Below are 26,330 nucleotides of genomic sequence, written 5' to 3' on the forward strand. Positions count from 1 at the left end.
ACCACAATATTTAGATAGAAATGTGCTAAAGAATAATCTAGTTCCTATGATACGCCCGGTATGTTATAATAGATGAAGAACAAGAGAGTAGAAGGAGATGATTCGATGGTTGATAGCCTTCAATTAGTTATTATTACAGGAATGAGTGGAGCAGGAAAAACTGTTGCTATGCAAAGTTTTGAGGATATGGGTTACTTTTGTGTAGATAATATGCCACCGAGTTTATTACCTAAATTTTGGGAATTAGTAAAAGAATCTGGTAAATTAACGAAAATTGCATTAGTAATAGATTTACGTTCAAGAGCATTTTTTGAGGAAATTATGTCTGCGATTGGTACGATGGATAATACATCATTTATCACGACTAAAATTTTATTCTTAGAAGCAAGTGATGAAGAATTGGTTTCTCGTTACAAAGAAACACGAAGAACACATCCCTTAGCTATGGACGGCCGTATCATGGACGGAATTCGCACTGAAAGAGCTTTGTTAGCGGATATTAAAGGCCGTGCTCAAATGGTGATAGATACCAGTGATGTAACGCCTAGACAGCTTCGAGAAAAAATCATGTCGAGTTTTAAAACAGATGATACACAGCTATTTCGTGTTGAAGTTGTTTCGTTTGGTTTTAAATATGGTTTGCCAATTGATGCTGATGTGGTAATGGATGTCCGATTTTTACCAAATCCTCATTATATCGACAATTTACGTCCGTTAACAGGGATGGATAAACCAGTTTACGATTATGTTATGCAACAACCTGAAACGGAGCTTTTTTACCGAAAATTTATTGATTTATTAGAATATGTATTACCTGGATACAAAAAAGAAGGTAAAAATAATGTGACAATTGCGATTGGTTGTACAGGTGGGCAACATCGATCAGTAGCATTATCTGAAAGAATCGGTCGTCAATTGATTGCAGATGACTACAAAGTAAATATTTCCCATCGTGATAAGGGGAAACGTAAGGAGACTGTGAATCGCTCATGACAACAATTAAACGCAATCGCAAACCAAAAATGGTTGTAATTGGCGGTGGAACAGGACTTCCTGTTATTTTAAAAGGATTAAAAGCACAGAATGCAGATATTACCGCAATCGTCACTGTAGCGGATGATGGTGGAAGTAGTGGCACATTACGTAATTATGTAAATGTTGTTCCCCCTGGGGATATTCGAAATGTATTATTGTCACTTTCAGATATTCCTGAGATGCAACAAGAGATTTTTCAATATCGTTTTGATACAGAGGATGATTTTTTAGCAGGTCATGCCATAGGAAATTTAATTATTGCAGCGATTTCTGAAATGCGAGGCAATGTTTTTGAAGCAATTCAAGTGCTATCTCAAATGATGCGCGTGGAAGGACATGTTTATCCAGCCGCCGAAGAAGCCTTGATTTTACATGCAATTTTTGAAGATGGCACTCAAGTTTCTGGTGAATCTAAAATAGCTTTGGATCGAAAAAAAATAAAACGCGTGTTTGTTACTCCAACTGAAAATAATCATGAAGCGAAAGCATCACGTGAAGTTATTGCTGCTATTATGGATGCGGATATGGTTGTTTTAGGACCTGGTAGCTTGTTTACAAGTATATTGCCAAATCTGATGATCTCAGATTTGGGCAAAGCTGTAGTTGAAACAAAAGCAGAGGTTGTTCACATATGCAATATTATGACTCAACTAGGAGAAACAGAGAATTTTTCTGATGCAGAACATATTCGTGTGTTGCATGAGCATCTTGAGGCTAAATTTATTAGCACAGTTTTGGTAAATACGGAGCATGTTCCAGAAGGATATTTGGATAAAGAACGCTATGATGAATATCTAGTTCAGGTTTCCCATGATTTTGAAGGCTTAAGAAATGAAGGCTGTAAAGTCGTTTCGGCAGACTTTTTAGAGTTGAGAGATGATGGTGTCTTTCATGATGGCGATAAAGTAGTTGAAGAGCTCTTTCGCCTAGCATTTGGTGCTAAAGTATAAAAGTACTACGTGCCGAGGCTAGTAGTGGAAAGGGGGAGCTTAGTATGTCATATGCTTCAGATGTGAAAAAAGAATTAACGACTTTAGAAGTTCATAAAGAACATGCAAAAGCTGAGTTAGCTGCATTAATTCGAATGAATGGTGCTGTAAGCTTATTGAATCAAAAATTTATTTTAAATGTTCAAACTGAAAATGCAGCAATTGCTAGACGTATTTATGTCTTATTAAAAGATCATTATGAAGTTGAAAGTGAATTGCTTGTGCGTCGTAAAATGAAATTAAAGAAAAACAATGTGTATATTGTGCGTTTGAAACAAGGGACAAAAGAAGTTTTATCTGATTTATCGATTATGGATGGTTTACTTTTTCATGCCCATGTTGCAGACGAAGTATTATACAATCCACAAAAAATTCGCTCTTATCTAAGAGGTGCATTTTTAGCTGGGGGTTCAGTTAATAATCCCGAAACAAGCCGGTATCACTTAGAAATTTATTCAATTTATGAAGAACATAATAATGATATTTGCCAAATGATGAATCATTTTGGTTTAAATGCGAGAACACTTGAGCGTCGAAATGGCTACATTACGTATTTAAAAGAAGCTGAAAAGATTGCTGATTTTTTAGCATTAATCGGGGCTTCAACAGGAATGTTAAAATTTGAAGATGTTCGTATTGTAAGAGATATGCGAAACTCAGTTAATCGCTTAGTGAATTGTGAAAATGCCAATTTAAATAAGGTGATTAATGCAGCAGGCAAGCAAATCGACAATATAATGTACATTGATGAAATGTTAGGGTTGGATAAATTACCAGAAAAATTACGAGAGATTGCTGTTGCTCGCGTAGAAAATCCGGATATCAGCTTAAAAGAATTGGGTGAGATTGTTCCAAGCGGGGCAATTAGTAAATCTGGTATTAATCATCGTCTACGAAAATTAAATGAAATTGCAGATGATTTAAGAGGGAAAGAGCTAGTTAATAAAGTTTAATAAAAAAGCGAGAAATGTATGTTGGAAAATAAACATATATTTCTCGCTTTTCTATTTTTTTTATTTACAGATGCATTAATGGTTTTCCTCATATTTTTATAACTATGTCTCCTGAGGGAATCGAACCCCCATCTCAAGAACCGGAATCTTACGTGATATCCATTACACTAAGGAGACTTTTCAGAAAAGCTCAACTACTACATTTTAGCTGAATTTTATAAAAAAGACAAGAAGAACTTACAAGTAATGCAAAATAAGAAATTATTATTTTTCATCTCTTTTAACCATTTATTGTATAAATAGACACTTTTCTTCATATTAGTAACTAAATCGATTTTCTCGCTTAATTATAAGTAAAAAAAATTGACCTTTATTGACCATTAGGTTAAAATACAATTAGTAACAGTTCTATTATTTATGTTACAATAACTAATGAAGTGAAACCTATGAAGGAGGAAATAACATATGAACTTAGTACCTACAGTCATTGAACAATCATCTAGAGGGGAACGCGCTTACGACATTTATTCTCGTCTTTTAAAAGATCGTATTATTATGCTAAGCGGAGCTATTGACGACAACGTCGCAAATGCTGTTATTGCCCAACTTTTATTTTTAGATGCTCAAGATTCAGAAAAAGATATTTACATCTACATCAATTCTCCCGGTGGAAGTGTAACATCTGGCTTAGCCATCTACGATACAATGAACTTCATTAAAGCCGATGTTCAAACTATTGCAATGGGAATTGCAGCTTCAATGGGAAGCTTCTTATTAACAGCTGGAACTAAAGGCAAACGCTTTGCTTTACCAAATGCTGAAATTATGATTCACCAACCACTTGGTGGGGCTCAAGGACAAGCAACTGAAATTGAAATTGCCGCTCGTCATATTTTAAAAACACGCGAACGTTTAAATAAAATTTTAGCTGATCAAACTGGGCAACCAATTGAAGTAATTGAAAAAGATACAGATCGCGATAACTTTATGAGTGCTGATGAAGCCAAAGCCTATGGTTTAATTGATGAAATCATGGTAAATAGTAAATCTTTACCTAAATAAATCGCAGAGACTAGAAAGGTAAATTCGCCTTTCTAGTTTTTTATAGGCTAAAAACGTGTATACTCTGTGTATTCAAGGTACAATGAAAGAGTAAAATTTAAGGAGGAATTAAATATGGATATTAGTAAAATTAAAGCTTCTGAAGTTGGAACCACATTTGGAATTAAAATTGGAGAAGATAAAGCTCCTGTTAAAGTCATTGAATTTATCAATTTACGTTGCCCGTATTGCCGGAAATGGCATGACTTATCGAAAGATGTTTTAGCTAAATATGTTGCTGATGGAAAAATACAGCGCATTGTAAAACATTTTGATAAAGAGAAACCTTCTCTACAAAAAGGCAACGTTGCACATCACCATATTGATTATTCTGACCAACAAAAAGCAGTCACTACAATTGATTATCTTTACGATCATCAAGATGATTGGGGCGATTTAGAAAACACTGAAGTTGCTAACTACGTGGAAAAAACACTTGGATTAGCAGATCAACCTAACGAAAAAGAAATAAAAGGAATTATTGCTGAAGCAGAAGCTGCCAATATATTCTTTGTACCAACAGTTATTATCGGAGAGCACATCTTTGATGAACATAGTACAACAGCTGAATTAACTGAACTAATTGAAGCTGAACTAGCTAAATAGTCGTTAGTCTACCTATGGCTGTTTATCAGATAGTATATTGCTGGATTTTTCAAAAGAATGAAAGCCAGAAGCATTCAGGCAGTTTTGAGGAAAATTCTCAAACTGCTTTTTTAACTATGCTATAAGTTAATAAAACCTTTCTTCTGAAGATATAAAGATTCTTTAAACAAATGTAATTTATTTTAGCATGTGATTTTAATGATTATTCCTTAAAGTAATTCGTATTAGTACATAGACAAAAAGTTAACGAAAATATTGTTCTTATACTTTTTCAACTTTATTAAATATTTATAGTGGAATGTTGTTTGGTATCTTGCAAGTAAATAAAATATCAAACATATAGGACTGTTACTTAGGTTGATGGAACCATACCTAGCTTATGGTTTATAAAAAAAACAGTTTAATAATGATTTATACAAATAAAACTGATCTTCAAATCGTGAAGTATTTGGATAGAATTTATAGAATATATGTAAGGAATTAACAAGTCTTCTGTTATTGATTATTGTTATTATGAATATACAAAAAGAAAGGGGAATAAAAGTATGAACTATAAAATTGATATCGTTAATGCACAGACAAACAGTTTAAAGCCACTGGGTGCGGTTATCCATAACGATGCGGGAAGCATGACGCCATTTCAGTATATCGAGTGGTTAAAAGGACGAGATTTAGAATTAGGTTTTGCACATTTTTATATCAATCGGAATGAAAATTATCAAGCGATGGAAACAAATCGTGTTGCATGGCACTGTGGAAATTCATGGGGGAATGGAAATTTATTGAGCTACGAAGTATGCGAAAGTTTTTCAGCATCTGATACTGATTTTTTAGCAAATGAAGAAGCTGTTTTTCAACAAGTAGCAAAAGATTTCAAACTGTATGCTATTACACCCAATAGAGATACTGTCCGACTTCATAAAGAATTCTTTAATACTGCATGTCCGCATCGTTCTTGGGATTTACATGGAAAAGAGTTAAATGCAGTTAAAGATTATTTTATTTCTAGAGTAGCTCATTATATGGGGTTAATTAAGCCAGAAACTATTATTCCGGTTGGTGGAATTTCAGTGGGAACCAATATTTATGCGAATTTTGGTTCATTAGTAGATTCATCAGTAAAACCGTCTCCAGGCCCAATTGGACCAGTTAATTCAGCTTGGGTAACTGATTTTATACCTGGTCGACCATCACCGTATGAGATTTCTAGAGATGGAAAAGTAGCGGGTTATACTGCTCGAGCGAATATCTCTCGAGTAAATCAATTACCTGCTAACTCAATTCCAGAAGGAAGTAATGTTACTTGTTATAGAAATTCAGTATCAGCTGATCGTACACCATTAAATCCAACGGGCTATCAAACCTACTGGGTCGCACAGTATCTAGATGGAGGCAAAAAAGCGCCTTACCGTTTAGTGAAAAATGGAATGACAGCTGGGTTTGCAGATCGTGACAATATCCAGTTAGTTAACTAAAAAAAGAGGCTGGGACAAAACTCTCTTCTAAACTAAAAATAGTGGTCCACTAGTTTTCCTAGTGGACCACTATTTTTAGTTACACAAAAACGGCACTTCCTGTTAATATTAAAGTGACTAAACCAAAAGGGAGTGCTGTTGATGTATCAAAATTATACCATGAACCAATTTATTCTACCATTAAATTTAGAGATGAACATTCCAGAAACGGATTTTGTTCGTGCTGTGAATGTGGTTAGTTGAATTCGTACATATATCAACTAGAAACAAAAACTGGAGGGCTCGGTATCATCCCTAAACTGATGCTTAAGGTTCTTTTATATTCCTATACTCAAAATCAATTTCCAGGTCGCAAAATCGAACGAATGATGACCGATAGTATTCGGATGATGTGGTTGGCTCATCATGAAGTTGTGAGTTACTGTAGGTTGAACCGTCTTCGAGCCACTCCTCATACCGCTGCTCTCTTTCAAGAATGCTTTAATTTCGTTCTCAACTCGCTCAAGCAGATTTAATCAACAATCATGCCATTTATATTAATGGCACAAAAATTGAAGCCAATGCGAAAAGTAAAAAAGCTCTGAATTAAAGAAAAAACGATGAACCTTAAAGAGATTCAATCGGAAAATCAAAGAAGATTATTTACCTAGAAAACAGAATTATATGGATTTTTTAGAGCCCTCTCAAAACTGAAATAGCTACTCGGAAATCGATCACGACGCAACCTTTATGCGAATGAGGGATGACTACATTAAAAATGGTCAATTAAAACTAAGCTACAACTTACAAATTACGACCGAAAACCAATTTACTTTTCCCTATGAAAAATTTTAAAAAATGGTTTGTTACTGAAACATTATGCTGTAATTGTAAAACGCATGTATTTTATAATTAGTTTGTAACTTATTTGTATTTAATTAAGAGCCTTTTTAACTAAGTCAGATGCTATTCTTAATGTGTTGAATGAGCGGCTAGCTATTAGATACGATAGCTGGATATCATTTAATAAAAATAATAAGGAGGTAGTAAAATGGCAAATGTAGAAGCAGTAATTAATTGGTTTCAGGCAAGAAAAGGAAAGGTAAGTTATTCAATGACTAACCGACTCGGACCCAATAGTTATGATTGTAGTTCGGCAGTATTTTTTTCACTAATTGAGGGTGGATTTTTACCTCAAGGAACAGGAATCGGAAATACTGAAAGTTTATACCAGTTAGAAGGATCATTATTAACTGAAATTAGTCGTTCTCAAGTCCAACGAGGAGATATTTTTGTTGCCGGAGCTAAAGGTGGAAGCGGTGGAGCCAATGGACACACAGGAGTATTTGTGAACAATGCAAGTATTATTCATTGTACAGGTGGTCGAGGGATTGTAGAAACTGTAGCAGAAGGTTGGATGGGCGGTCCGCCAGTTTATTTTTATCGCTTAAAAGGAAATACAACAAATCCACCAACTGGAACAGCAAGACTAGATCAACAATACGGGATTGATATTTTTAATATTACTCAAGCTAAAGCAGTGGAAATGGTGCCTAAACTACAAGAAACTTTTGCACTTACTTTTTTAAGTGACATTGTTAGTATTGTTCAATCTAATAATGCTTATGAAATTAAAGTAGTAGCATTGACGAAACCACAAGCGGTTAAATATGTACCAGTAATTCAACGTTTAGTTGCTGGAACTGTACCAAATTATAATTTGATGGATACCTTTGGAGTTCCTCAAAGCAATGGATCTTTTTGGATTCGAGCTATCAATATTCGAACAGCGAATGAAGCGAACAAATTAATTCCTTTAATTAGACGAACAGTAGCTTTAGATTTAATGGGACCTTTTGTATTTGGAACAACCATTGATGGCAAGCAAGGAATTCGAATGAAACACCTTTCGAAGAATGAAGCTGAAATTATTCAGCAACAAATAGTAAAAAAATGGCCAGAATTAGATATGCATACTCGAATTGAATTTGGAAAATAAGCAAAGAGTTCAACTTATTTTAAGTGAAAGAATCAACTAATAAAAAACTGTTAAATCAATAGATTTAACAGTTTTTATTAGTTAAATACAAAATTAGCTTAAACGTGAAATAATTCAAGCTGTCTCCCAATTTATTTTAAAATTATGGTATGATAGCAGTAGATGAGGAAGCTTAGGTTAAGAAGGAGGAATTCCTGTGAATTTTGAACAAAAATTCAGCCAGCAACAAAAACAAGTTCAGAAAATGGCTATGACCCAACAACTGCAACAATCTATCCAAATGCTACAATATAATGCAGATGAGTTGATTAGTTTTTTAGAACAGAAAGCTTTAGAAAATCCGTTGATAGAAGTAACTGTTGAAAGAGATTTTGCTGAGGAAGCTGCACTTTATCCAATTCAAAAAACAAACTATCAAAATAGCTCTGGTCAAGATGAACAGAATTATTTAAATCAAGTTCCAGATACCAGCACATCCCTATTTGAATTCCTACTAGAACAAATTCATTTAACTATGCGTGATACATATTTACGCGAGCTCGTGCTACTTTTAACCGAAAATATTGATGATAACGGCTATCTGAAAATTGATTTAGTTGAAGTTGCCAAGTCAGTTGGGGCAGAAGAAATCCAGATGCTTGATGCTCTAACGTTGTTACAACAATTGGACCCACCAGGTGTAGGTGCGAGAAATCTACAAGAGTGTTTAATGCTCCAAATCGAAAGAGACGACCGTGCTCCGAATATGGCTTACGTTATTATGGAAGAAGAGTTTGAAAATTTTGCTAATCGCAAATGGAAAGAAATTACAAAAAAATTTGATGTTAGCTTAGCTGAGATTCAAGAAATATCAGATTATGTTCAGACGTTAACTCCTCGCCCTGGAGCAGTTTATGATGGCACAAGAGAACAGTACATTCGACCTGACTTAGTTGTGAGAATTGAGAATGAAAGTATTAAAGTCTTGTCAACAAAAACGGGTCTACCAGTTGTAAACTTCCAGAAAGAGTATTATCAAGAGATGTCTCAGTTTAAGGATAAAGATGTTACGCATTTTATGAAAGAGAAATATAATGAGTATGAATGGATTAAAAGGAGTATTATGCAACGTGGTGAAACGATTGTTAAGGTAGGAACAGCAATTGTTGAACGTCAAAAAGAATTTTTTATTAATCCAGAGCATCCAATCAAATCCCTAACTCTAAAAGAAATTTCAGAAAAATTAGGCATTCATGAATCGACGGTTAGTCGTTCTGTTAATGGCAAATACTTGGAAACTAGTTTTGGAATTTTTGAACTGAAAAGTTTCTTTACGAATTCATTAGGTAACCAAAATGATGGGACAGAGACTGAAGAAGATATTTCTGGAGATAGCGTTAGAAAGAAACTGCTTGTAATTATTGAAGAAGAGGATAAAGGAAAGCCTTTATCTGATCAAAAAATTGTTGAATTAATGAAAGCAGATGGAATCGATGTATCACGTCGCACGATTGCAAAGTACCGAGATATATTGGCGATTCCGTCATCATCTAAGAGAAAACGATTTGATTAGAGTTATAAAGTTGAAAGAGTGGGTCGTTTCGAGACCTACTCTTTTTATTTTATTTTAAAAGAAAAAGGTTGTTTCATGAAACGAAACAGCTGTTTCACACCTTAATCTTAATTTGAGTCTTTTTTTTAAGTGAAGGATGACACATGCTAGTCACAAAATATAAAGAACAATCTTAAGTAAATATTTATAAACATTTTAGTTGAAAGATAAGGGGAAAACTGTTAAAATGAATTGGTAAGAGATGAGAGCAGTGGATAATTACTGTGTAGAAATAATAACAAGTAGATTGAAGAATCAGATAGATGTTGTTGTTTTAATAGAATCTCTTCTTTTTTTAGTCACTTAGGGTCGCTAAACGACTTACATGGTCGTTGTGTGACCAACGAAGGAAGAGGCAATCATATGCAGGATGTATTATCTATTATTGAAAAAGTAGCACCTGATATCATGGATACTTTGCGAGAGCGGTACCAAATTTTGCGGAATATTTATTTGCTGGGTCCAGTTGGAAGACGGGTTCTTGCTAGTAAAATGGATGTGACTGAGCGTGTTTTGCGCACGGAAACAGATTTTCTAAAAAAAAGAAATATTATTACAAGTTCAAAAGTCGGCATGGAGCTATCAGCTTCTGGTGAGGTCCTTTACCATGAATTAGATAAAGTCATGGGTCAGCTTTTGGGAATGCGCGAAAAAGAAAATCAGTTAGCAACTTACTTTCAAATCGAACATTGTATCATTGCAAGTGGTGACAGTGATGAGCAACAAAAAGTGATGGATGAATTGGGTCGAGCAACAATGGAGTCTTTAAACTACTTATTACCAGAAGGCGATAATATTATTGCGGTAATGGGTGGGACGACAATGGCCGAAGTTGCAGATCATATGACAACGATTCTATCGAATAAACGTCATCTTGTATTTGTACCAGCTAGAGGTGGACTTGGCGAAGCTGTTAGTATTCAAGCTAATTCGGTAAGTGCACAGATGGCAAAAAAAACCGGTGGAGAAAATCGTGTGCTTTACGTGCCTGAACAGGTGAGCGAAGAAACGTATAAACCTCTTTTACAAGAGCCGGCAGTGTATAATACACTGAAAATGGTCGACAAAGCGAATTGCGTGCTCCATAGTATTGGAGATGCGAGATTGATGGCAGAGCGTCGTGGCATGAGTTCAGATGTCCTAGCTCTAATTGAAAAAGAAGCCGCAGTTGGTGAAGCTTTTGGGTATTTCTTTAATGAAACTGGTAAAGTGGTTTATAAAATTCCACGAATTGGTTTACAGTTAAAAGATTTAGCCCGTGTTCCTTGTGTCCTGGCAATAGCTGGAGGGAAATCAAAAGCGAAAGCAATTGAAGCTTATATGAAAAACGCACCGAATCAGACTTGGTTAATTACCGATGAAGGTGCTGCTAATCAGATTTTAAAAGGGGTAACCCTTTAAAATAAATATATTTAAGAATTCCTAAAGGAGGAAATCTAGTTATGACAGTAAAAGTAGGTATTAATGGTTTTGGACGTATTGGTCGTCTTGCATTCCGTCGCATTCAAGAAGTAGAAGGTATTGAAGTAGTAGCAATCAATGATTTAACAGATTCAAAAATGTTGGCTCATTTATTAAAATATGATACTACACAAGGCCGTTTCAATGGTGATGTGGAAGTTCATGATGGTTTTTTCAATGTTAATGGTAAAGAAGTTAAAGTATTAGCTAACCGTAACCCAGAGGAATTACCATGGGGCGACTTAGGTGTTGAAATCGTATTAGAATGTACTGGTTTTTTCACTTCTAAAGAAGGCGCTGAAAAACATCTTAAAGGTGGCGCTAAACGTGTTGTAATTTCTGCTCCAGGTGGAAATGACGTTCCAACAATCGTTTACAATACTAACCATGATATCTTAACAGGTGAAGAAACAGTTATCTCTGGTGCTTCATGTACGACTAACTGTTTAGCTCCTATGGCTGACGTATTAAACAAAGAATTTGGTATCGCTGAAGGATTAATGACAACTATCCATGCTTATACAGGAGACCAAATGACTCTTGATGGTCCTCACCCTGGTGGAGATTTCCGTCGTGCTCGTGCTGCAGCTGAAAACATCGTTCCTAATACAACTGGAGCTGCTAAAGCAATTGGTTTAGTAATCCCTGAATTAAATGGTAAATTAGATGGAGCTGCTCAACGTGTTCCTGTAGCAACTGGTTCTTTAACAGAATTGGTAACTATCTTGGACAAAAAAGTAACAGTAGACGAAGTTAATGCAGCAATGAAAGCAGCAGCTAACGAATCTTACGGTTATACTGCAGATCCAATCGTTTCTTCTGATATTATCGGAATGACTTACGGTTCTCTATTCGACGAAACACAAACTAAAGTAATGTCAGTTGGCGATAACCAATTGGTTAAAACTGTTGCTTGGTATGACAATGAAATGTCATACACTGCACAATTAGTTCGTACTTTAGAGTATTTTGCAAAATTAGGTAAATAAGCTTAATTTTAACAGCTTAATTTCATGAGATTTGTGAAAAGCGGGGAGCCATCGCGCTTCCCGCTTTTTCTTTATGCTTTAGAAATTGTTAAAGCGATTTTTAACTTTTTACTATACAGGAGGTATACACATGGCTAAAAAAGTTGTAACAGATTTAGATTTAAAAGATAAAAAAGTTTTAGTACGTGCTGATTTTAATGTACCAATGAAAGATGGCGTGATTACTAATGACAACCGTATTGTCGCAGCATTGCCAACTATTGAATACATTTTAGAACAAAATGGTAAAGTAATTGTATTTTCTCATTTAGGTAAAGTTAAAACTGAAGAAGATAAGGCGGATAAAACGCTTCGTCCAGTTGCTGAACGTTTGAGCGAATTACTTGGTAAACCAGTTACTTTTGTACCTGAAACTCGTGGAGCTGAACTAGAAGCTGCTATCGCTGCAATGAAAGATGGCGAAGTGGTGATGTTTGAAAATACACGTTTTGAAGATATCGAGGGTAAAAAAGAAAGTAAAAATGAACCAGAACTAGGTAAATACTGGGCTAGCTTAGGTGATGTATTTGTAAATGATGCATTTGGAACTGCTCACCGTGCGCATGCTTCAAACGTTGGAATTGCTTCTAACCTTGAATCTGCTGCTGGTTTCTTAATGGAAAAAGAAATTAAGTTCATCGGTGGTGTCGTTGATGCTCCAGAACGTCCATTAGTTGCTATCTTAGGTGGCGCTAAAGTATCAGATAAAATCGGCGTTATCGAAAACTTGTTAAAAGTTGCAGATAAAGTTCTTGTTGGTGGTGGAATGACTTATACATTCTATGCAGCACAAGGTCGTGAAATTGGGAAATCATTAGTTGAAACGGATAAAATTGATTTAGCTAAAAGTTTGTTAGATCAAGCAAATGGCAAATTAATTTTACCAGTTGACTCAGTTTGCGCAAAAGAATTTAGTAATGATGTACCAACTGAAACTCATGATGATGTTCCAGCTGATATGATGGGTCTTGATGTAGGTCCTAAAACAGTTGAATTATTCACTAAAGAGTTACAAGGTGCTAAAACAGTTATTTGGAATGGTCCAATGGGCGTATTTGAAATGAGCAACTTTGCCAATGGAACAATTGGTGTTTGTGAAGCAATAGCTAACTTAGAAGGTGCTACAACAATTATTGGTGGAGGAGATTCAGCAGCTGCAGCGATGCAATTAGGTTTTGCTGATAAATTCACTCATATTTCAACTGGTGGCGGAGCTTCTCTAGAATATCTAGAAGGTAAAGTGTTACCAGGTGTTGCAGCCATTTCTGAAAAATAAAACGAGTAAGAGAAGGAGTTTTAATAGATGCGTAAACCAATTATTGCAGGAAACTGGAAAATGAATAAAACAGCAGCTGAAGCATTAGCTTTTGCTGAAGCAGTTAAAACAAAAATTCCAGCTAACTCAGCTGTAGATTCAGTTATTGGATCTCCAACTTTATTTTTACAAGAATTAGTTCAAGCAGCGAAAGGTACTGACTTAAAAATTTCAGCACAAAACTGTTACTTTGAAGAATCAGGTGCTTTCACTGGTGAAACAAGCCCAGCTGCTTTAAATGATTTAGGTGTGGATTACGTTATTATTGGTCATTCTGAACGTCGTGAGTATTTCCACGAAACAGACGAAGATATTAACAAAAAAGCACATGCTATTTTCAAAAACGGTATGACACCAATTATTTGTTGTGGCGAAACGTTAGAACAACGTGAAGCTGGCGAAACAAATGCATGGGTAAGTGGTCAAATTGAAGGAGCTCTTAAAGGCTTAACTGCTGAACAAGTAGCAGTTTCAGTTATTGCTTACGAACCAATTTGGGCAATCGGAACAGGCAAATCATCAACTTCTGCAGATGCAAATGATACTTGTGGAGTTGTTCGTCAAACGGTTGAAAAACTTTATTCTAAGGAAGTAGCTGAAGCAGTTCGTATTCAATACGGCGGTTCTGTGAAACCAGAAAATATTGCTGAATACATGGCTCAATCTGATATTGATGGAGCTCTTGTAGGTGGCGCTAGTCTTGAAGTTGATTCTTTCTTAGCATTATTGGAGGCTGTCAAATAAATGAGTAAATCACCTGTTGCAATCATTATCCTTGATGGATTTGGATTGCGTAATGAAACTGTAGGAAACGCTGTTGCTTTAGCCAATAAGCCAAACTTTGATCGTTATTGGGAAACATACCCACATGGTCAATTGAAAGCTGCTGGTCTTGACGTGGGTCTTCCTGTTGGTCAAATGGGAAACTCAGAAGTTGGACACACAAATATTGGAGCAGGACGAATTGTTTATCAAAGTTTAACGCGTATTGATAAAGCGATTGAAGAAAAAGAATTTCAAGAAAATGAAGCTCTTAACAATGCTTTTACCCATACAAAAGAAAATAACTCTGATTTACACTTATTTGGTCTTTTATCTGATGGTGGGGTTCATAGCCACATCAATCATTTAATTGCTTTAGTTGAAACAGCAAAAGCGAAAGGTGTTAAAAACGTTTATATTCATGCTTTCTTAGATGGTCGTGATGTAGCACCTGATTCAGGACATAAATACGTTGAAGCATTAGAAAAAGCGTTAGCAGATCTTCACTTTGGTGAAATTGCAACGGTTTCTGGTCGTTTTTATGCAATGGATCGCGACAAACGTTGGGAACGTGTTGAAAAAGCATATAATGCCATTGCACACGGAACTGGCGCAAAATTTGACTCAGCTAAAGCTGCAGTTGAATCTAGCTATGCTGATGGAAAAATGGATGAATTTGTTCTTCCAACTGTAATCGGAAAAGATGGAGAACCTGTTGCAACAGTTAAAGATAATGATGCGATTATTTTCTTTAATTTCCGTCCAGATCGTGCTATTCAATTGTCAAATGCGTTTACGGATACTGAATGGGAACATTTTGACCGTGGAGCACGTGCTGAAAATGTTAAATTTGTGACAATGACACTTTACAATCCAAGTGTTGTTGCAGAAGTTGCATTTGCACCAATTGAAATGAAAAATGTGATTGGTGAAGTTCTTTCAGACGAAGGATTAAAACAATTACGTATTGCTGAAACAGAAAAATATCCTCATGTAACGTTCTTTATGAATGGTGGACGTAATGAAGAATTCCCAGGTGAAAGCCGTATTCTAATTAACTCACCAAAAGTAGAAACGTATGACTTAAAGCCTGAAATGAGTGCTTATGAAGTTACGGATGCTTTGGTAGCTGATATTGAAGCAGACAAACATGATGCGATTATTTTAAATTTTGCAAATCCTGATATGGTTGGTCACTCTGGAATGGTTGAACCAACAATCAAGGCGATTGAAGCTGTGGATGAAAATCTTGGTCGTGTAGTAGATGCATTAATTGCTAAAGGCGGTTATGCAATTATTTTTGCCGATCACGGAAATTCTGAAACAATGACGACCCCAGAAGGAAATCCTCATACAGCTCATACGACTGTACCGGTTCCTGTGATCGTTACTAAAAAAGGTGTTAGCTTACGCGAAGGCGGCCGTCTAGCGGATGTAGCACCAACAATGTTAGATTTATTAGGTGTTGAAAAACCAGTTGAAATGACTGGTGAAAGCTTAATTCAAAAATAATAGGTAAGAATGCCTTGGATTTGACGAAATTCATTGCATCTAGCAGTAAAATTGACTAAAATGAAGCTAAGGGACCTTGTTCCTTAGTAATAAAAATTTTCTAAACTCAAAGGAGAGAAATTAAATGCCATTTATTACAGATATTTTAGCACGCGAAGTTTTAGACTCACGTGGAAACCCAACAATCGAGGTAGAAGTTTACACAGAAAGCGGAGCATTTGGCCGCGGAATGGTTCCATCTGGAGCTTCAACTGGTGAACACGAAGCTGTTGAATTACGTGACGGAGACAAATCTCGTTACCTTGGTAAAGGAGTTCTTAAAGCAGTTGATAATGTAAATAACATTATCTCTGAAGCTATCTTAGGTTTCGATGTTCGTGACCAAATGGCGATCGATAAAACTATGATCGAATTAGATGGTACTCCTAACAAAGGTAAATTAGGCGCAAACGCGATTCTAGGTGTTTCAATTGCCGTAGCTCGTGCAGCAGCTGACTATTTAGATGTACCTTTATACCAATATTTAGGTGGATTTAATACTAAAGTTTTACCAACTCCAATGATGAACATTATCAATGGCGGATCTCACTCAGATGCTCCAATCGCATTCCAAGAGTTCATGATCGTACCAGTTGGTGCTCCATCATTTAAAGAAGCTTTACGTATGGGTGCAGAAGTATTCCATGCATTAAAATCAATCTTACACGACCGTGGTTTAGAAACTTCAGTTGGTGATGAAGGTGGTTTCGCACCTCGCTTTGAAGGAACTGAAGATGCTGTTGATACAATCGTTCAAGCAGTAGAAAAAGCTGGCTACAAAATCGGTGACGATGTTCGTCTTGGTTTTGACTGTGCTGCTTCAGAATTCTACGAAAATGGTGTTTACAACTATGCTAAATTCGAAGGCGAAGGCGGAGCAGTTCGCACTAGCGCTGAACAAGTAGCATTCTTAGAAGAATTAGTTAACAAGTACCCATTCATCATTACTATCGAAGATGGTATGGATGAAAATGATTGGGATGGTTGGAAACTATTAACAGAAGCTCTTGGCGATAAAGTTCAATTAGTTGGTGACGATCTATTCGTTACAAACACTGCTAAACTTTCTGAAGGTATTGAAAAAGGAATTGGTAACTCAATCCTTATCAAAGTTAACCAAATCGGTACTTTAACTGAAACATTTGAAGCAATCGAAATGGCTAAAGAAGCTGGCTACACTGCGGTAGTTTCTCACCGTTCTGGTGAAACAGAAGATGCAACAATTGCTGACATCTCTGTAGCTACAAATGCTGGACAAATCAAAACTGGTTCATTAAGCCGTACTGACCGTATTGCTAAATACAACCAATTATTAAGAATTGAAGACCAATTAGGTGACTTAGCTGTTTACCGTGGTTTAGGTTCTTTCTACAACTTAAAAAATAAATAATTTTCGATTTTTAGACTAAGTTGACTTAGTTTAAAATTTAAAAAACCTACCTTGATTGAAAAATTGAGGTAGGTTTTTTTATTCTTTACTTTAGGAGTAAAAAAATAAATAAAGAGAAACAAGTTGTGGACTCTATCACTGTGAGAGGCTTTATACTATAATTAAGTTAAAAATCAAGCAAATTATTTTTAATGGAGGAAATATGATGTTTAAAATTGGAGATTTTTCAAGACTAGCAACAACTAGTATTCGAATGCTACGCTATTATGACAAAATAAAACTTTTAACTCCAGCGATAATTGATGAAGCTACGGGTTATCGTTATTATACGGCTGCACAGCTTAGTCAAATCAATAAAATAAAAAAGTTGAAAGACATGGGTTTTAGTCTAGCAATTATTAAAGAGCTCGTAGCAATTGAACAAGATCCAAGACAAGTTGAAAATTATTTAAAAACTCGTGAAAAGGAATTACAGGTAGAACTAGATGAGCTAAACCAGCAGCAGAATTTATTAAAAAGCTCTTTAAAGCTCGTGAAAGAAGATGAGTTGGAAATGGACTACCATGTTAGTGTGAAGCTTATACCAGCTCGACATGTCATCAGTGTGCGACGGATATTAACTAGTTATCATGAAGAAGGTCAATTATGGAAAATTGTTGGAAAAGCTTTAAATGAGTATCAACTCAAACCAGAAAATCCAAGTTATAGTTTAGCTATTTTCCGTGATGAGGAATATAAAGATGAGGATGTTGATGTAGAAATTCAAATGGCGATTTCAGAAACAGATCCGCTTAAAACAAACGTATTTGAAATTAAAAAATCACCCTCCATCAAGGTGGCGTCTGTGATGATGAATGGAAGCTATGATCAACTACCAGCAGTTAATGAAGCAGTAGCTAAATGGTTTGAAGTCACAGGTGAAAAGTTAAAAGGCCCAATGTTTAATATTTACCACGTTTCTCCAGGGCAAGACGCTAATCCTGTTAACTGGGTAACGGAAGTTTGTTATCCATTAAATAAAAAATAAGAGGTGTGGAAAATGAAATATGAGTGGCGGAAAAAAGATAAGTTAATTTATATTCCAAAAGCTATTCCAACACAAATAACGTTACCCAGTTATAACTATTTGACAATTGAAGGAAAAGGTAATCCTAATTCAGCTGAATTTCAAGAGGTAGTTGGAGCGTTATATGCTTATTCTTATGCAATTAGAATGTTGCCTAAAAAAGGAATTATACCTGAGGGGTACTTTGAATACACTGTTTTCCCATTAGAAGGTTTTTGGACGTCAGAGGAAAAACCTAAGCCAGGGGAAGCAGTAGATAAGGATACACTGATTTATCAATTAATGATTCGCCAACCCGATTTTGTATCCAAAGAATTAGTGGCTAGTTTGAACGAACAAGTTGCTAAAAAAATTGGTGTAGAACTAGCAGAACAAGTTCAATTTCAGCAAATTGAAGAAGGGCAAGTCTTGCAAATGTTACATGTAGGGAGTTATGATACTGAGTCTATAACTTTTGCTGAGATGGAAGCCTATTGTGAGGAGAATAAGCTAGAAAAGATTGGTAAATGGCATAAAGAAATTTATCTTTCTGATCCTCGAAAGGTAATTCCAGATAAACAAAAGACAACTTTACGTTTTCCAATTAGACCCATTTAAAATCCTGGGACTATCTTACTTAATAAGATGGTCTCAGGATTTTTATATCCTTTTAGTGTTAAAAATACAAGTAAATAAAACTACTTACAAAAAATAAGCGAAAGTTCTTGCTTTTTTCTTTAAAAGGGTGTATAACTATAGATAAGAGGTTGGTCAGTAATGGTCAAACTCGTAAATGGGCTAGCAATTGCTAACCAAATCAATCAAGGAGGTTTGTAAGTTATGTCAAAACAACATTATGAAAGAACAAAAGAACACGTTAATATTGGAACAATTGGGCACGTTGACCACGGGAAAACAACGTTAACCGCAGCAATTACTTCTGTTTTAGCTAAGAAAGGTCTTGCAAATCCCCAAGATTATGCGAGCATTGATGCAGCCCCTGAAGAGCGTGAAAGAGGAATTACAATTAACACGTCTCATGTAGAATATGAAACTGAAAAACGTCATTATGCGCATATTGATGCTCCTGGTCATGCGGATTATGTGAAGAATATGATTACAGGTGCAGCGCAAATGGATGGAGCAATTTTAGTTGTTTCCGCAACAGATGGTCCTATGCCACAAACACGTGAGCACATCTTACTTTCCCGCCAAGTAGGGGTAAATGATTTGATTGTCTTTATGAATAAAGTCGATTTAGTTGACGATGAAGAATTACTTGATTTAGTTGAAATGGAAATTCGTGAGTTACTTTCTGAATATAATTATCCAGGAGATGACATCCCGGTAATTAGAGGTTCTGCTTTGAAAGCACTTGAAGGAGACGAAAAAGCTGAGGCAGCTATTTTAGAGTTGATGGATACGGTTGATAGCTATATTCCAACTCCTAAAAGAGAAATGGATAAACCTTTCTTAATGCCAATTGAAGATGTCTTTACGATTACTGGTCGTGGAACTGTGGCTAGTGGCAGAATTGATCGAGGTGTTGTGAAGGTTGGCGATGAAGTTGAATTAGTTGGTTTGTTCCCTGAAACGAAAAAAACAGTGGTAACGGGTATCGAAATGTTTAGAAAAATTTTGGATGTTGGTGAAGCTGGTGATAACGTTGGAATTCTATTACGTGGAATTGGTCGTGAGGATATTGAACGTGGGCAAGTTATTGCGAAACCAGGTAGTATTACACCTCATACAAAATTCAAAGGTGAGGTCTATATTCTTTCCAAAGAAGAAGGTGGACGTCATACTCCTTTCTTTACTAATTATCGTCCACAATTTTATTTTAGAACCACTGATGTGACAGGGGTTATTGACTTGCCAAGTGGTACTGAAATGGTTATGCCCGGCGATAATGTCACCATTGATGTTGAATTGATTGCACCAATTGCTGTTGAAGTTGGAACAAAATTCTCCATTCGTGAAGGTGGTAGAACAGTTGGTGCCGGAGTGATAACTGAAATCGAAAAATAACAGAAAAAAGTCTGTTGAATCCTAAAATATAAGGGTTCAGCAGACTTTTTTGTTTAGTTTTGAATGACTTCAATTTTATATCCATCAGGATCTTGGATAAAGTAATAACTTGGCTCTGATCCAGGAAGGCCTTTTAAATCAGTTACTTCATAGTTAGCAGATTTATGAGCAACGTGAGTTGCTTTTAAATCATCCACCCCAATAGCGATATGACCATAACCATTTCCAATTTCATAAGGTTCAGCTTGATCATAATTGTATGTTAATTCTAATTCATAACCGCCTTTTTCAAAGGCTAGGTAGACTAAAGTAAATTGATAATCCGGAAAATCTTTACGACGCATTTCTTTTAAGTTTAAAGCTTTAGTATAGAAGTCCATTGATTTTTCTAGATTTTGGACACGGACACAGGTGTGTAACATTTTTTTTGACATAAATAAAAACTCCCTTCGAATCTTACTTTACTATTGTACTAGACAATAACGGGAATATCAAAAAAAATGCCGAATGTTTAGAAATTCCAAATCAAAAAAACACGAACGATTAAACTTTTAAAGTTTTTATAATTCGTTAAAACTGTTGACACTTACTTGTTAGATTGTTAAAATAAGAATATGTTAAAAGTGAACAATTAATGTTTTTTAGTTTTTAATGTTCATTTTTTGTAGTGTGAGAAAGAGAGGGATTAGTCAGTTGGAGAAAAAAGCTCTTATATACGAAGGAAAAGCAAAAATGTTATTTGAAACGGATCATGAGAAACATATTTGGGTTAGTTATTTAAATCAAGCGACTGCACTAAATGGGGCTAAAAAAGATCAGATTAGTGGGAAAGGTCAACTAAATAATCAAATTACAAGTATCATTTTTGAAAAGTTGAAGAAAAAGGGCATTGAGAGTCATTTCATTCAGCAACTTTCAGCAACAGATCAGTTGATTGAGCGCGTGACCATGTTTCCTTTAGAAATTGTGATTCGAAATGTAGCAGCAGGAAGTTTTTCTAAGCGTTTAGGTATTGTTGAAGGTACTCCACTAACTTTCCCAATTTTGGAAATTTATTTTAAAGAAGATAAGCTAGATGATCCGTTGATTAATGACGACCATGTAGCTGTTTTAGGTTTGGCTAAAAAAGACCAGTTAGTTGTGATTAAAGAAAAAGCACATCAGATTAATCTTGAATTACTTGATTTATTTCAAGAAATTGGGATTCGTTTAGTTGATTTTAAGCTTGAGTTTGGTCAACGAGATGACGGAACAATTTTGTTAGCAGATGAGATTTCACCAGATACCTGCCGGTTATGGGACAAGGAAACAAATGAACATTTAGATAAGGATATTTATCGTCGAGATTTAGGGGATTTGGTTCCCGTTTATGAGGAAGTTTTACAACGTTTAAAAAATAAAAAATAGAGGGGTTTAGGAATCATGTATTTGGTTAAAGTTTACGTAATGTATAAGCAATCTGTTTTAGATCCACAAGGTGAGGCTGTTAAAGGGGCAGTTCACAGACTTGGGTATAGTGAAATTGAAGATATTCGAATTGGAAAATATTTTGAAATTAAAGTGGCTAAATCCGAAACTAAAATTGAAACAACGATTGAAGAAATTTGTGATAAATTGTTAGCCAATGTTGTGATGGAAAGTTATCATTATGAAATTCAGGAGGTCAGCTAAATGAAGTTTGCTGTCATTGTTTTTCCAGGATCAAATTGTGACATGGATATGCTGTCTGCTGTGACAGATATTCTTGGTGAAAAAGCAGAATATGTTCAGCATTATGAAACAAGCTTAGCTGGTTTTGATGGTGTGCTATTACCAGGTGGATTTTCTTATGGCGACTATTTACGCTGTGGTGCAATTGCTCGATTTTCAGCGATTATGAGTGAAGTTATCCGTTTTGCAAATGAAGGGAAACCTGTCTTTGGAACGTGTAATGGATTTCAAATTTTGTTAGAGGCAGGCTTATTACCGGGTGCGTTACGACGCAATGAATCGTTACATTTTGTCTGCAAAACAGTTGGGTTGAAAGTTGTGACGAATAAAACCAATTTTACATCGGAATATGCAAAAGGCGAAGTTATCCAAATTCCAATTGCTCATGGAGAAGGGAATTATTATTGTGATGCGGAGACGCTAGAAGGGCTAAAAGCGAACAATCAAATTATTTTTACTTACGAATCAGAAAATCCAAATGGTAGTTTAGCAAATATTGCTGGAATTACTAATCAGGCTGGAAATGTTTTAGGAATGATGCCACATCCTGAACGAGCGGTTGAGGAACTATTGGGTTCTAATGATGGATTACGTTTTTTTAAATCAATTGTAGCAAATTACGGAAAGGTGACAAATACATGATAATGGTACATGAACCAACCCCAGAAGAAATTAAAAATGAGCGCATTTATCTTGAATGGGGTCTAACCGATGAGGAATATCAACTGATCTCCGTTGATATTTTAAAACGTTTGCCTAATTATACAGAAACCGGCTTGTTTTCAGTTATGTGGAGTGAGCATTGTTCTTATAAAAATTCGAAGCCTGTGTTAAGAAAATTCCCGACAAGTGGTCCACAAGTGTTACAAGGTCCAGGAGAAGGTGCTGGTATTGTTGATATCGGTGACGGGCAAGCAGTTGTTTTTAAAGCAGAGAGCCACAATCATCCTTCCGCAGTTGAACCTTATGAAGGGGCAGCAACTGGAGTTGGAGGCATTATTCGTGACATTTTCAGCATGGGAGCTCGACCGATTGCGATTTTGGATTCGCTTCGTTTTGGTGAATTAGACAATGAAAGAACCAAGTATTTAGTCGAAGAAGTTGTTGCTGGGATTGCGGGTTATGGGAATTGTATTGGGATTCCGACAGTTGGTGGAGAAATTGCTTTTGATTCTTGTTACGCTGGAAATCCATTAGTAAACGCTATGTGTGTAGGTTTAATTGATCATAAAGATATTCAAAAAGGTCAAGCTAAAGGAACTGGGAATTCCATTATGTATGTGGGAGCAAAAACAGGGCGTGATGGAATTCATGGCGCAACATTTGCTTCTGAGGAATTTAACGATGAGGAAGAAGCACAACGTTCAGCTGTACAAGTTGGCGATCCATTTATGGAAAAACTCTTACTAGAAGCTTGTTTAGAATTAATTTATGATTATCAAGATATATTAGTCGGTATCCAAGATATGGGAGCAGCTGGTTTAGTTTCTTCAAGTTCAGAAATGGCTTCTAAAGCTGGAAGTGGTTTAGTTCTGAATTTAGATGATGTTCCACAACGGGAAACAGAAATGACTCCTTATGAAATGATGCTTTCGGAATCGCAAGAGCGCATGTTGATTTGTGTGAAAAAAGGTTCTGAAAAAAGAGTCGAGGAACTTTTTCAACGCTATGAACTTGAGGCAGTAACTATTGGACATGTAACAGACGATGGCATGTATCGTTTATATCATGAAGGGAATTTAGTTGCTGATTTACCTGTTGATGCTTTGGCAGAAGATGCACCAACCTATTATAAAAAGTATGAGGAGCCGGCAAGAATCCAAGCATTTAGTGCTTTAGAAAAGTATCAACCAAAGACTACTAATCCAGCTGAGACATTAAAAAAACTTTTACAACAACCGACAATTGCTTCTAAACGTTCTATTTTTGAAAAGTATGATTCAATGGTGCGTACGAATACTGTTGTTGGACCAGGTAGTGATGCCGCTGTAGTGCGCATTAGAGGAACTAAAAAAGCTTTAGCTTTAACGACAGATTGTAATGCACGGTACCTCTATTTAAATCCTGAAAAAGGCGGACAAATTGCAGTTGCGGAAGCAGCTCGAAATATTGTTTGTAGTGGTGGTAAACCATTAGCGATAACGGATTGTTTGAATTATGGGAATCCAGATAAGCCAGAAATTTTTTGGGAACTATGGACCTCAGCTGATGGTATTGCAAAAGCCTGTGAAGTCCTGGATACTCCGGTTATCTCCGGTAATGTTTCTTTGTACAATGAATTTAATGGCCAAGCCATTTACCCTACTCCGATGATTGGTATGGTTGGTTTAATTGAAGATTTAGCACATGTTACAACACAAGAATTTAAGCAAGCAGGGGATCATATTTTTGTAGTGGGAACAACAAAAGCTGATTTTAATGGTTCTGAATTACAAAAAATGGAGCTAGGTCGCATAGAAGGTAAATTAATGGATTTTGATTTAGTAGTTGAAAAGGCGCATCAAGATAAAGTTTTAGCAGCAATCAAAGCTGGTTTAGTTACTAGTGCTCATGATTTAGCTGAAGGTGGTTTGGCTGTAGCTTTAGCAGAATCCGCTTTTGGAAATGACTTAGGTATCGAAGTGGCAGTTGATATGCCATTAAACTGGTTATTTAGCGAGACACAATCTCGTTATGTAATTTCAGTCAAAACTGAAAAAACATCTGCATTTAAACAACTTTTTGATGATGCTGCAACAGAAATTGGAAAAGTAACAAATGACGGAAAGTTTAATTTGACTGCGAAAGATGGAAATTTACAATTAGAAACGAAGCAACTAAGAGAATTATGGGAGGATGCGATTCCGTGCTTACTGAAGTCAGAAGTTTAAATGAAGAATGTGGCGTTTTTGGTGTTTGGGGACATCACGATGCAGCTAGATTGAGTTATTTTGGTCTTCATAGTTTGCAACATCGGGGACAAGAAGGAGCCGGCATCGTTGCCAATCAAGCTGGAAAATTAAAAGGCCATCGAAATGTTGGATTAATTGCAGAGGTTTTTAAGGATGAGGCTGATTTGCAACGTCTAGAAGGGCATGCTGCGATTGGACATGTTCGTTATGGAACAGCCGGAAGCGATGGAATCAATAATATTCAACCCTTTCTCTTTAAATTTTATGATGAAGAGATGGCTTTAGCGCATAATGGCAATTTAATTAATGCTAAAAGTTTACGTTTTGAATTGGAACGTGAAGGAGCTATTTTTCATTCTAATTCAGATACAGAAGTGTTAATGCATTTGATTAGACGAAGTAAAGAAGCCACTTTTTTAGATAAGTTGAAAGAAAGTTTAAACACTGTAAAAGGCGGATTTGCCTATTTAATTTTAACACCAGAAGCACTAATTGGAGCTTTAGATCCCAATGGTTTTAGACCGTTATCGATTGGCCAAATGCAGAATGGAGCCTATATTTTAGCCAGTGAAACCTGTGCAATTGATGTAGTTGGAGCCAAGTTTGTTCGTCAGGTAATGCCTGGTGAAATTGTCATTATTGATGACTCGGGGTATCGAATTGAAACATATACAGATGAAACGACTATGTCAATTTGTTCGATGGAATATATTTATTTTGCGAGACCGGATTCAGATATTGCTGGGGTAAATGTTCATACAGCTCGTAAAAATATGGGACGTCGCCTAGCTGAGGAAGCGCCAATTGAGGCGGATATTGTGATTGGCGTGCCAAATTCATCTTTGTCAGCAGCCAGTGGTTATGCAGAAATGAGTGGTATTCCTTATGAAATGGGCTTAGTTAAAAATCAATATATTGCTCGTACGTTTATTCAACCGACGCAAGAATTGAGAGAGCAAGGTGTCAGAATGAAGCTTTCCGCAGTTCGTGGTGTTGTTGCAGGCAAAAAAGTTGTGATGGTGGATGACTCAATTGTTCGTGGGACAACGAGTCGCCGAATTGTAAAATTATTAAAAGAAGCTGGTGCTGCTGAAGTTCATGTAAGAATTGCTTCGCCACCGCTGCGTTATCCGTGTTTCTATGGGATTGATATTCAAACAAGACAAGAGTTGATTGCAGCCAATCATTCGGTTTCTGAAATTGAAACACTGATTGGGGCAGATAGTTTAGCATATTTGAGCCAGGATGGGCTAATTGACTCGATTGGTTTAAATTATGATGCTCCCTATACTGGATTATGTATGGCGTATTTCAATGGTGATTTTCCAACGTCTTTATATGATTATGAAGCTGAATATTTAGCTTCTTTAGAAGAGGAACCAGCAATAACTAAAATCTAAAAGAACAGGTGGAGGGATTCC

At 36.0% G+C, this 26,330-nt stretch carries 24 protein-coding genes and 1 tRNA gene; 23 read left to right on the top strand and 2 right to left on the bottom strand.

Translation table 11 applies throughout. The annotated features are described in order from the left end of the window. Positions 1 to 105: 105 nt before the first annotated feature. Genes rapZ through whiA form a run of 3 tightly spaced genes read left to right on the top strand, consistent with a single transcriptional unit; the run spans position 106 to position 2,977 of the window. A complete protein-coding gene (rapZ, locus tag BR77_RS15235) occupies positions 106 to 993 on the top strand; it encodes an RNase adapter RapZ (RefSeq protein ID WP_010051608.1) in 888 nt (295 codons plus the stop codon). Next, entirely contained in the window at positions 990 to 1,985 is a 996-nt protein-coding gene (locus BR77_RS15240; RefSeq protein ID WP_015077183.1) for a gluconeogenesis factor YvcK family protein, read from the top strand. Before rapZ ends, BR77_RS15240 begins: the two co-directional genes overlap by 4 nt. 44 nt (positions 1,986 to 2,029) lie before the next feature. Then, a complete protein-coding gene (gene whiA / locus BR77_RS15245; RefSeq protein WP_010051612.1) occupies positions 2,030 to 2,977 on the top strand; it encodes a DNA-binding protein WhiA in 948 nt (315 codons plus the stop codon). A 105-nt stretch (positions 2,978 to 3,082) separates the two neighbouring features. On the opposite strand, the gene BR77_RS15250 is transcribed toward whiA, so the two are convergent. Beyond that, positions 3,083 to 3,154 (bottom strand) — tRNA-Arg (locus BR77_RS15250). A gap of 288 nt (positions 3,155 to 3,442) precedes the next feature. On the opposite strand from BR77_RS15250, the gene clpP reads away from it, so the two are divergent. From clpP to tuf, 15 genes are all read left to right on the top strand, one after another. Continuing rightward, positions 3,443 to 4,039: an ATP-dependent Clp endopeptidase proteolytic subunit ClpP gene (gene clpP, locus BR77_RS15255; RefSeq protein ID WP_015077182.1), complete on the top strand. Its 597-nt coding sequence runs from the start codon at positions 3,443 to 3,445 to the stop codon at positions 4,037 to 4,039. A 114-nt stretch (positions 4,040 to 4,153) separates the two neighbouring features. Then, positions 4,154 to 4,684: a DsbA family protein gene (locus tag BR77_RS15260; RefSeq protein ID WP_015077181.1), complete on the top strand. Its 531-nt coding sequence runs from the start codon at positions 4,154 to 4,156 to the stop codon at positions 4,682 to 4,684. 545 nt (positions 4,685 to 5,229) lie between these two features. Further along, positions 5,230 to 6,159 carry a peptidoglycan recognition protein family protein gene (locus BR77_RS18395; RefSeq protein ID WP_015077180.1) on the top strand — a complete coding sequence of 310 codons (930 nt, stop codon included), beginning with the start codon at positions 5,230 to 5,232 and terminating at the stop codon, positions 6,157 to 6,159. A 239-nt stretch (positions 6,160 to 6,398) separates the two neighbouring features. Further along, complete coding sequence (locus tag BR77_RS19720) at positions 6,399 to 6,674, top strand: transposase (RefSeq protein WP_080732560.1); 276 nt, start codon at positions 6,399 to 6,401, stop codon at positions 6,672 to 6,674. 515 nt (positions 6,675 to 7,189) lie between these two features. Next, on the top strand, positions 7,190 to 8,137 hold the full coding sequence (locus tag BR77_RS18400; RefSeq protein WP_015077179.1) for a peptidoglycan amidohydrolase family protein: 948 nt from the start codon (positions 7,190 to 7,192) through the stop codon (positions 8,135 to 8,137). A gap of 196 nt (positions 8,138 to 8,333) precedes the next feature. Next, positions 8,334 to 9,689, top strand: coding sequence for an RNA polymerase factor sigma-54 (gene rpoN, locus BR77_RS15275; RefSeq protein ID WP_015077178.1), 1,356 nt, complete (start codon positions 8,334 to 8,336; stop codon positions 9,687 to 9,689). Between the two features lie 402 nt (positions 9,690 to 10,091). Beyond that, positions 10,092 to 11,129 carry a sugar-binding transcriptional regulator gene (locus BR77_RS15280; RefSeq protein ID WP_010051621.1) on the top strand — a complete coding sequence of 346 codons (1,038 nt, stop codon included), beginning with the start codon at positions 10,092 to 10,094 and terminating at the stop codon, positions 11,127 to 11,129. A 41-nt stretch (positions 11,130 to 11,170) separates the two neighbouring features. Next, positions 11,171 to 12,178, top strand: coding sequence for a type I glyceraldehyde-3-phosphate dehydrogenase (gap, locus tag BR77_RS15285; RefSeq protein WP_010051622.1), 1,008 nt, complete (start codon positions 11,171 to 11,173; stop codon positions 12,176 to 12,178). A 130-nt stretch (positions 12,179 to 12,308) separates the two neighbouring features. Next, positions 12,309 to 13,493: a phosphoglycerate kinase gene (locus BR77_RS15290; protein WP_015077177.1), complete on the top strand. Its 1,185-nt coding sequence runs from the start codon at positions 12,309 to 12,311 to the stop codon at positions 13,491 to 13,493. 27 nt (positions 13,494 to 13,520) lie between these two features. Beyond that, a complete protein-coding gene (tpiA, locus tag BR77_RS15295) occupies positions 13,521 to 14,276 on the top strand; it encodes a triose-phosphate isomerase (RefSeq protein WP_010051625.1) in 756 nt (251 codons plus the stop codon). Beyond that, on the top strand, positions 14,277 to 15,806 hold the full coding sequence (gene gpmI / locus BR77_RS15300; RefSeq protein WP_015077176.1) for a 2,3-bisphosphoglycerate-independent phosphoglycerate mutase: 1,530 nt from the start codon (positions 14,277 to 14,279) through the stop codon (positions 15,804 to 15,806). A 124-nt stretch (positions 15,807 to 15,930) separates the two neighbouring features. Next, positions 15,931 to 17,235 (top strand): phosphopyruvate hydratase, encoded by a 1,305-nt coding sequence (gene eno, locus BR77_RS15305; RefSeq protein ID WP_010051629.1) that lies wholly within the window; start codon positions 15,931 to 15,933, stop codon positions 17,233 to 17,235. Positions 17,236 to 17,440: 205 nt separating this feature from the next. Further along, the gene (locus BR77_RS15310; protein WP_015077175.1) at positions 17,441 to 18,262 is read left to right on the top strand and encodes a MerR family transcriptional regulator; all 822 of its coding nucleotides are present in this window, start codon (positions 17,441 to 17,443) and stop codon (positions 18,260 to 18,262) included. Between the two features lie 12 nt (positions 18,263 to 18,274). Next, complete coding sequence (locus BR77_RS15315) at positions 18,275 to 18,898, top strand: GyrI-like domain-containing protein (protein ID WP_015077174.1); 624 nt, start codon at positions 18,275 to 18,277, stop codon at positions 18,896 to 18,898. A 222-nt stretch (positions 18,899 to 19,120) separates the two neighbouring features. After that, positions 19,121 to 20,308 (top strand): elongation factor Tu, encoded by a 1,188-nt coding sequence (gene tuf, locus BR77_RS15320; RefSeq protein ID WP_010051635.1) that lies wholly within the window; start codon positions 19,121 to 19,123, stop codon positions 20,306 to 20,308. Positions 20,309 to 20,361: 53 nt separating this feature from the next. Here the strand turns inward: tuf and gloA are convergent, their stop codons facing one another. Then, on the bottom strand, positions 20,362 to 20,742 hold the full coding sequence (gene gloA / locus BR77_RS15325; protein WP_015077173.1) for a lactoylglutathione lyase: 381 nt from the start codon (positions 20,740 to 20,742) through the stop codon (positions 20,362 to 20,364). Positions 20,743 to 21,001: 259 nt separating this feature from the next. On the opposite strand from gloA, the gene purC reads away from it, so the two are divergent. From purC to purF, 5 genes are read left to right on the top strand one after another with little or no spacing between them, the layout of a single operon-like run. Continuing rightward, a complete protein-coding gene (gene purC, locus BR77_RS15330; protein ID WP_010051637.1) occupies positions 21,002 to 21,715 on the top strand; it encodes a phosphoribosylaminoimidazolesuccinocarboxamide synthase in 714 nt (237 codons plus the stop codon). A gap of 15 nt (positions 21,716 to 21,730) precedes the next feature. Beyond that, entirely contained in the window at positions 21,731 to 21,979 is a 249-nt protein-coding gene (purS, locus tag BR77_RS15335; RefSeq protein ID WP_010051638.1) for a phosphoribosylformylglycinamidine synthase subunit PurS, read from the top strand. Next, positions 21,980 to 22,660 (top strand): phosphoribosylformylglycinamidine synthase subunit PurQ, encoded by a 681-nt coding sequence (purQ, locus tag BR77_RS15340; RefSeq protein WP_010051639.1) that lies wholly within the window; start codon positions 21,980 to 21,982, stop codon positions 22,658 to 22,660. Continuing rightward, positions 22,657 to 24,888 (top strand): phosphoribosylformylglycinamidine synthase subunit PurL, encoded by a 2,232-nt coding sequence (purL, locus tag BR77_RS15345; protein ID WP_015077172.1) that lies wholly within the window; start codon positions 22,657 to 22,659, stop codon positions 24,886 to 24,888. Before purQ ends, purL begins: the two co-directional genes overlap by 4 nt. After that, complete coding sequence (gene purF, locus BR77_RS15350) at positions 24,864 to 26,309, top strand: amidophosphoribosyltransferase (RefSeq protein ID WP_010051642.1); 1,446 nt, start codon at positions 24,864 to 24,866, stop codon at positions 26,307 to 26,309. The genes purL and purF overlap by 25 nt, the downstream gene beginning before the upstream one ends. Positions 26,310 to 26,330: the final 21 nt, after the last annotated feature.

This window comes from Carnobacterium maltaromaticum DSM 20342, from assembly GCF_000744945.1.
GTDB classification, from domain to species: domain Bacteria; phylum Bacillota; class Bacilli; order Lactobacillales; family Carnobacteriaceae; genus Carnobacterium; species Carnobacterium maltaromaticum.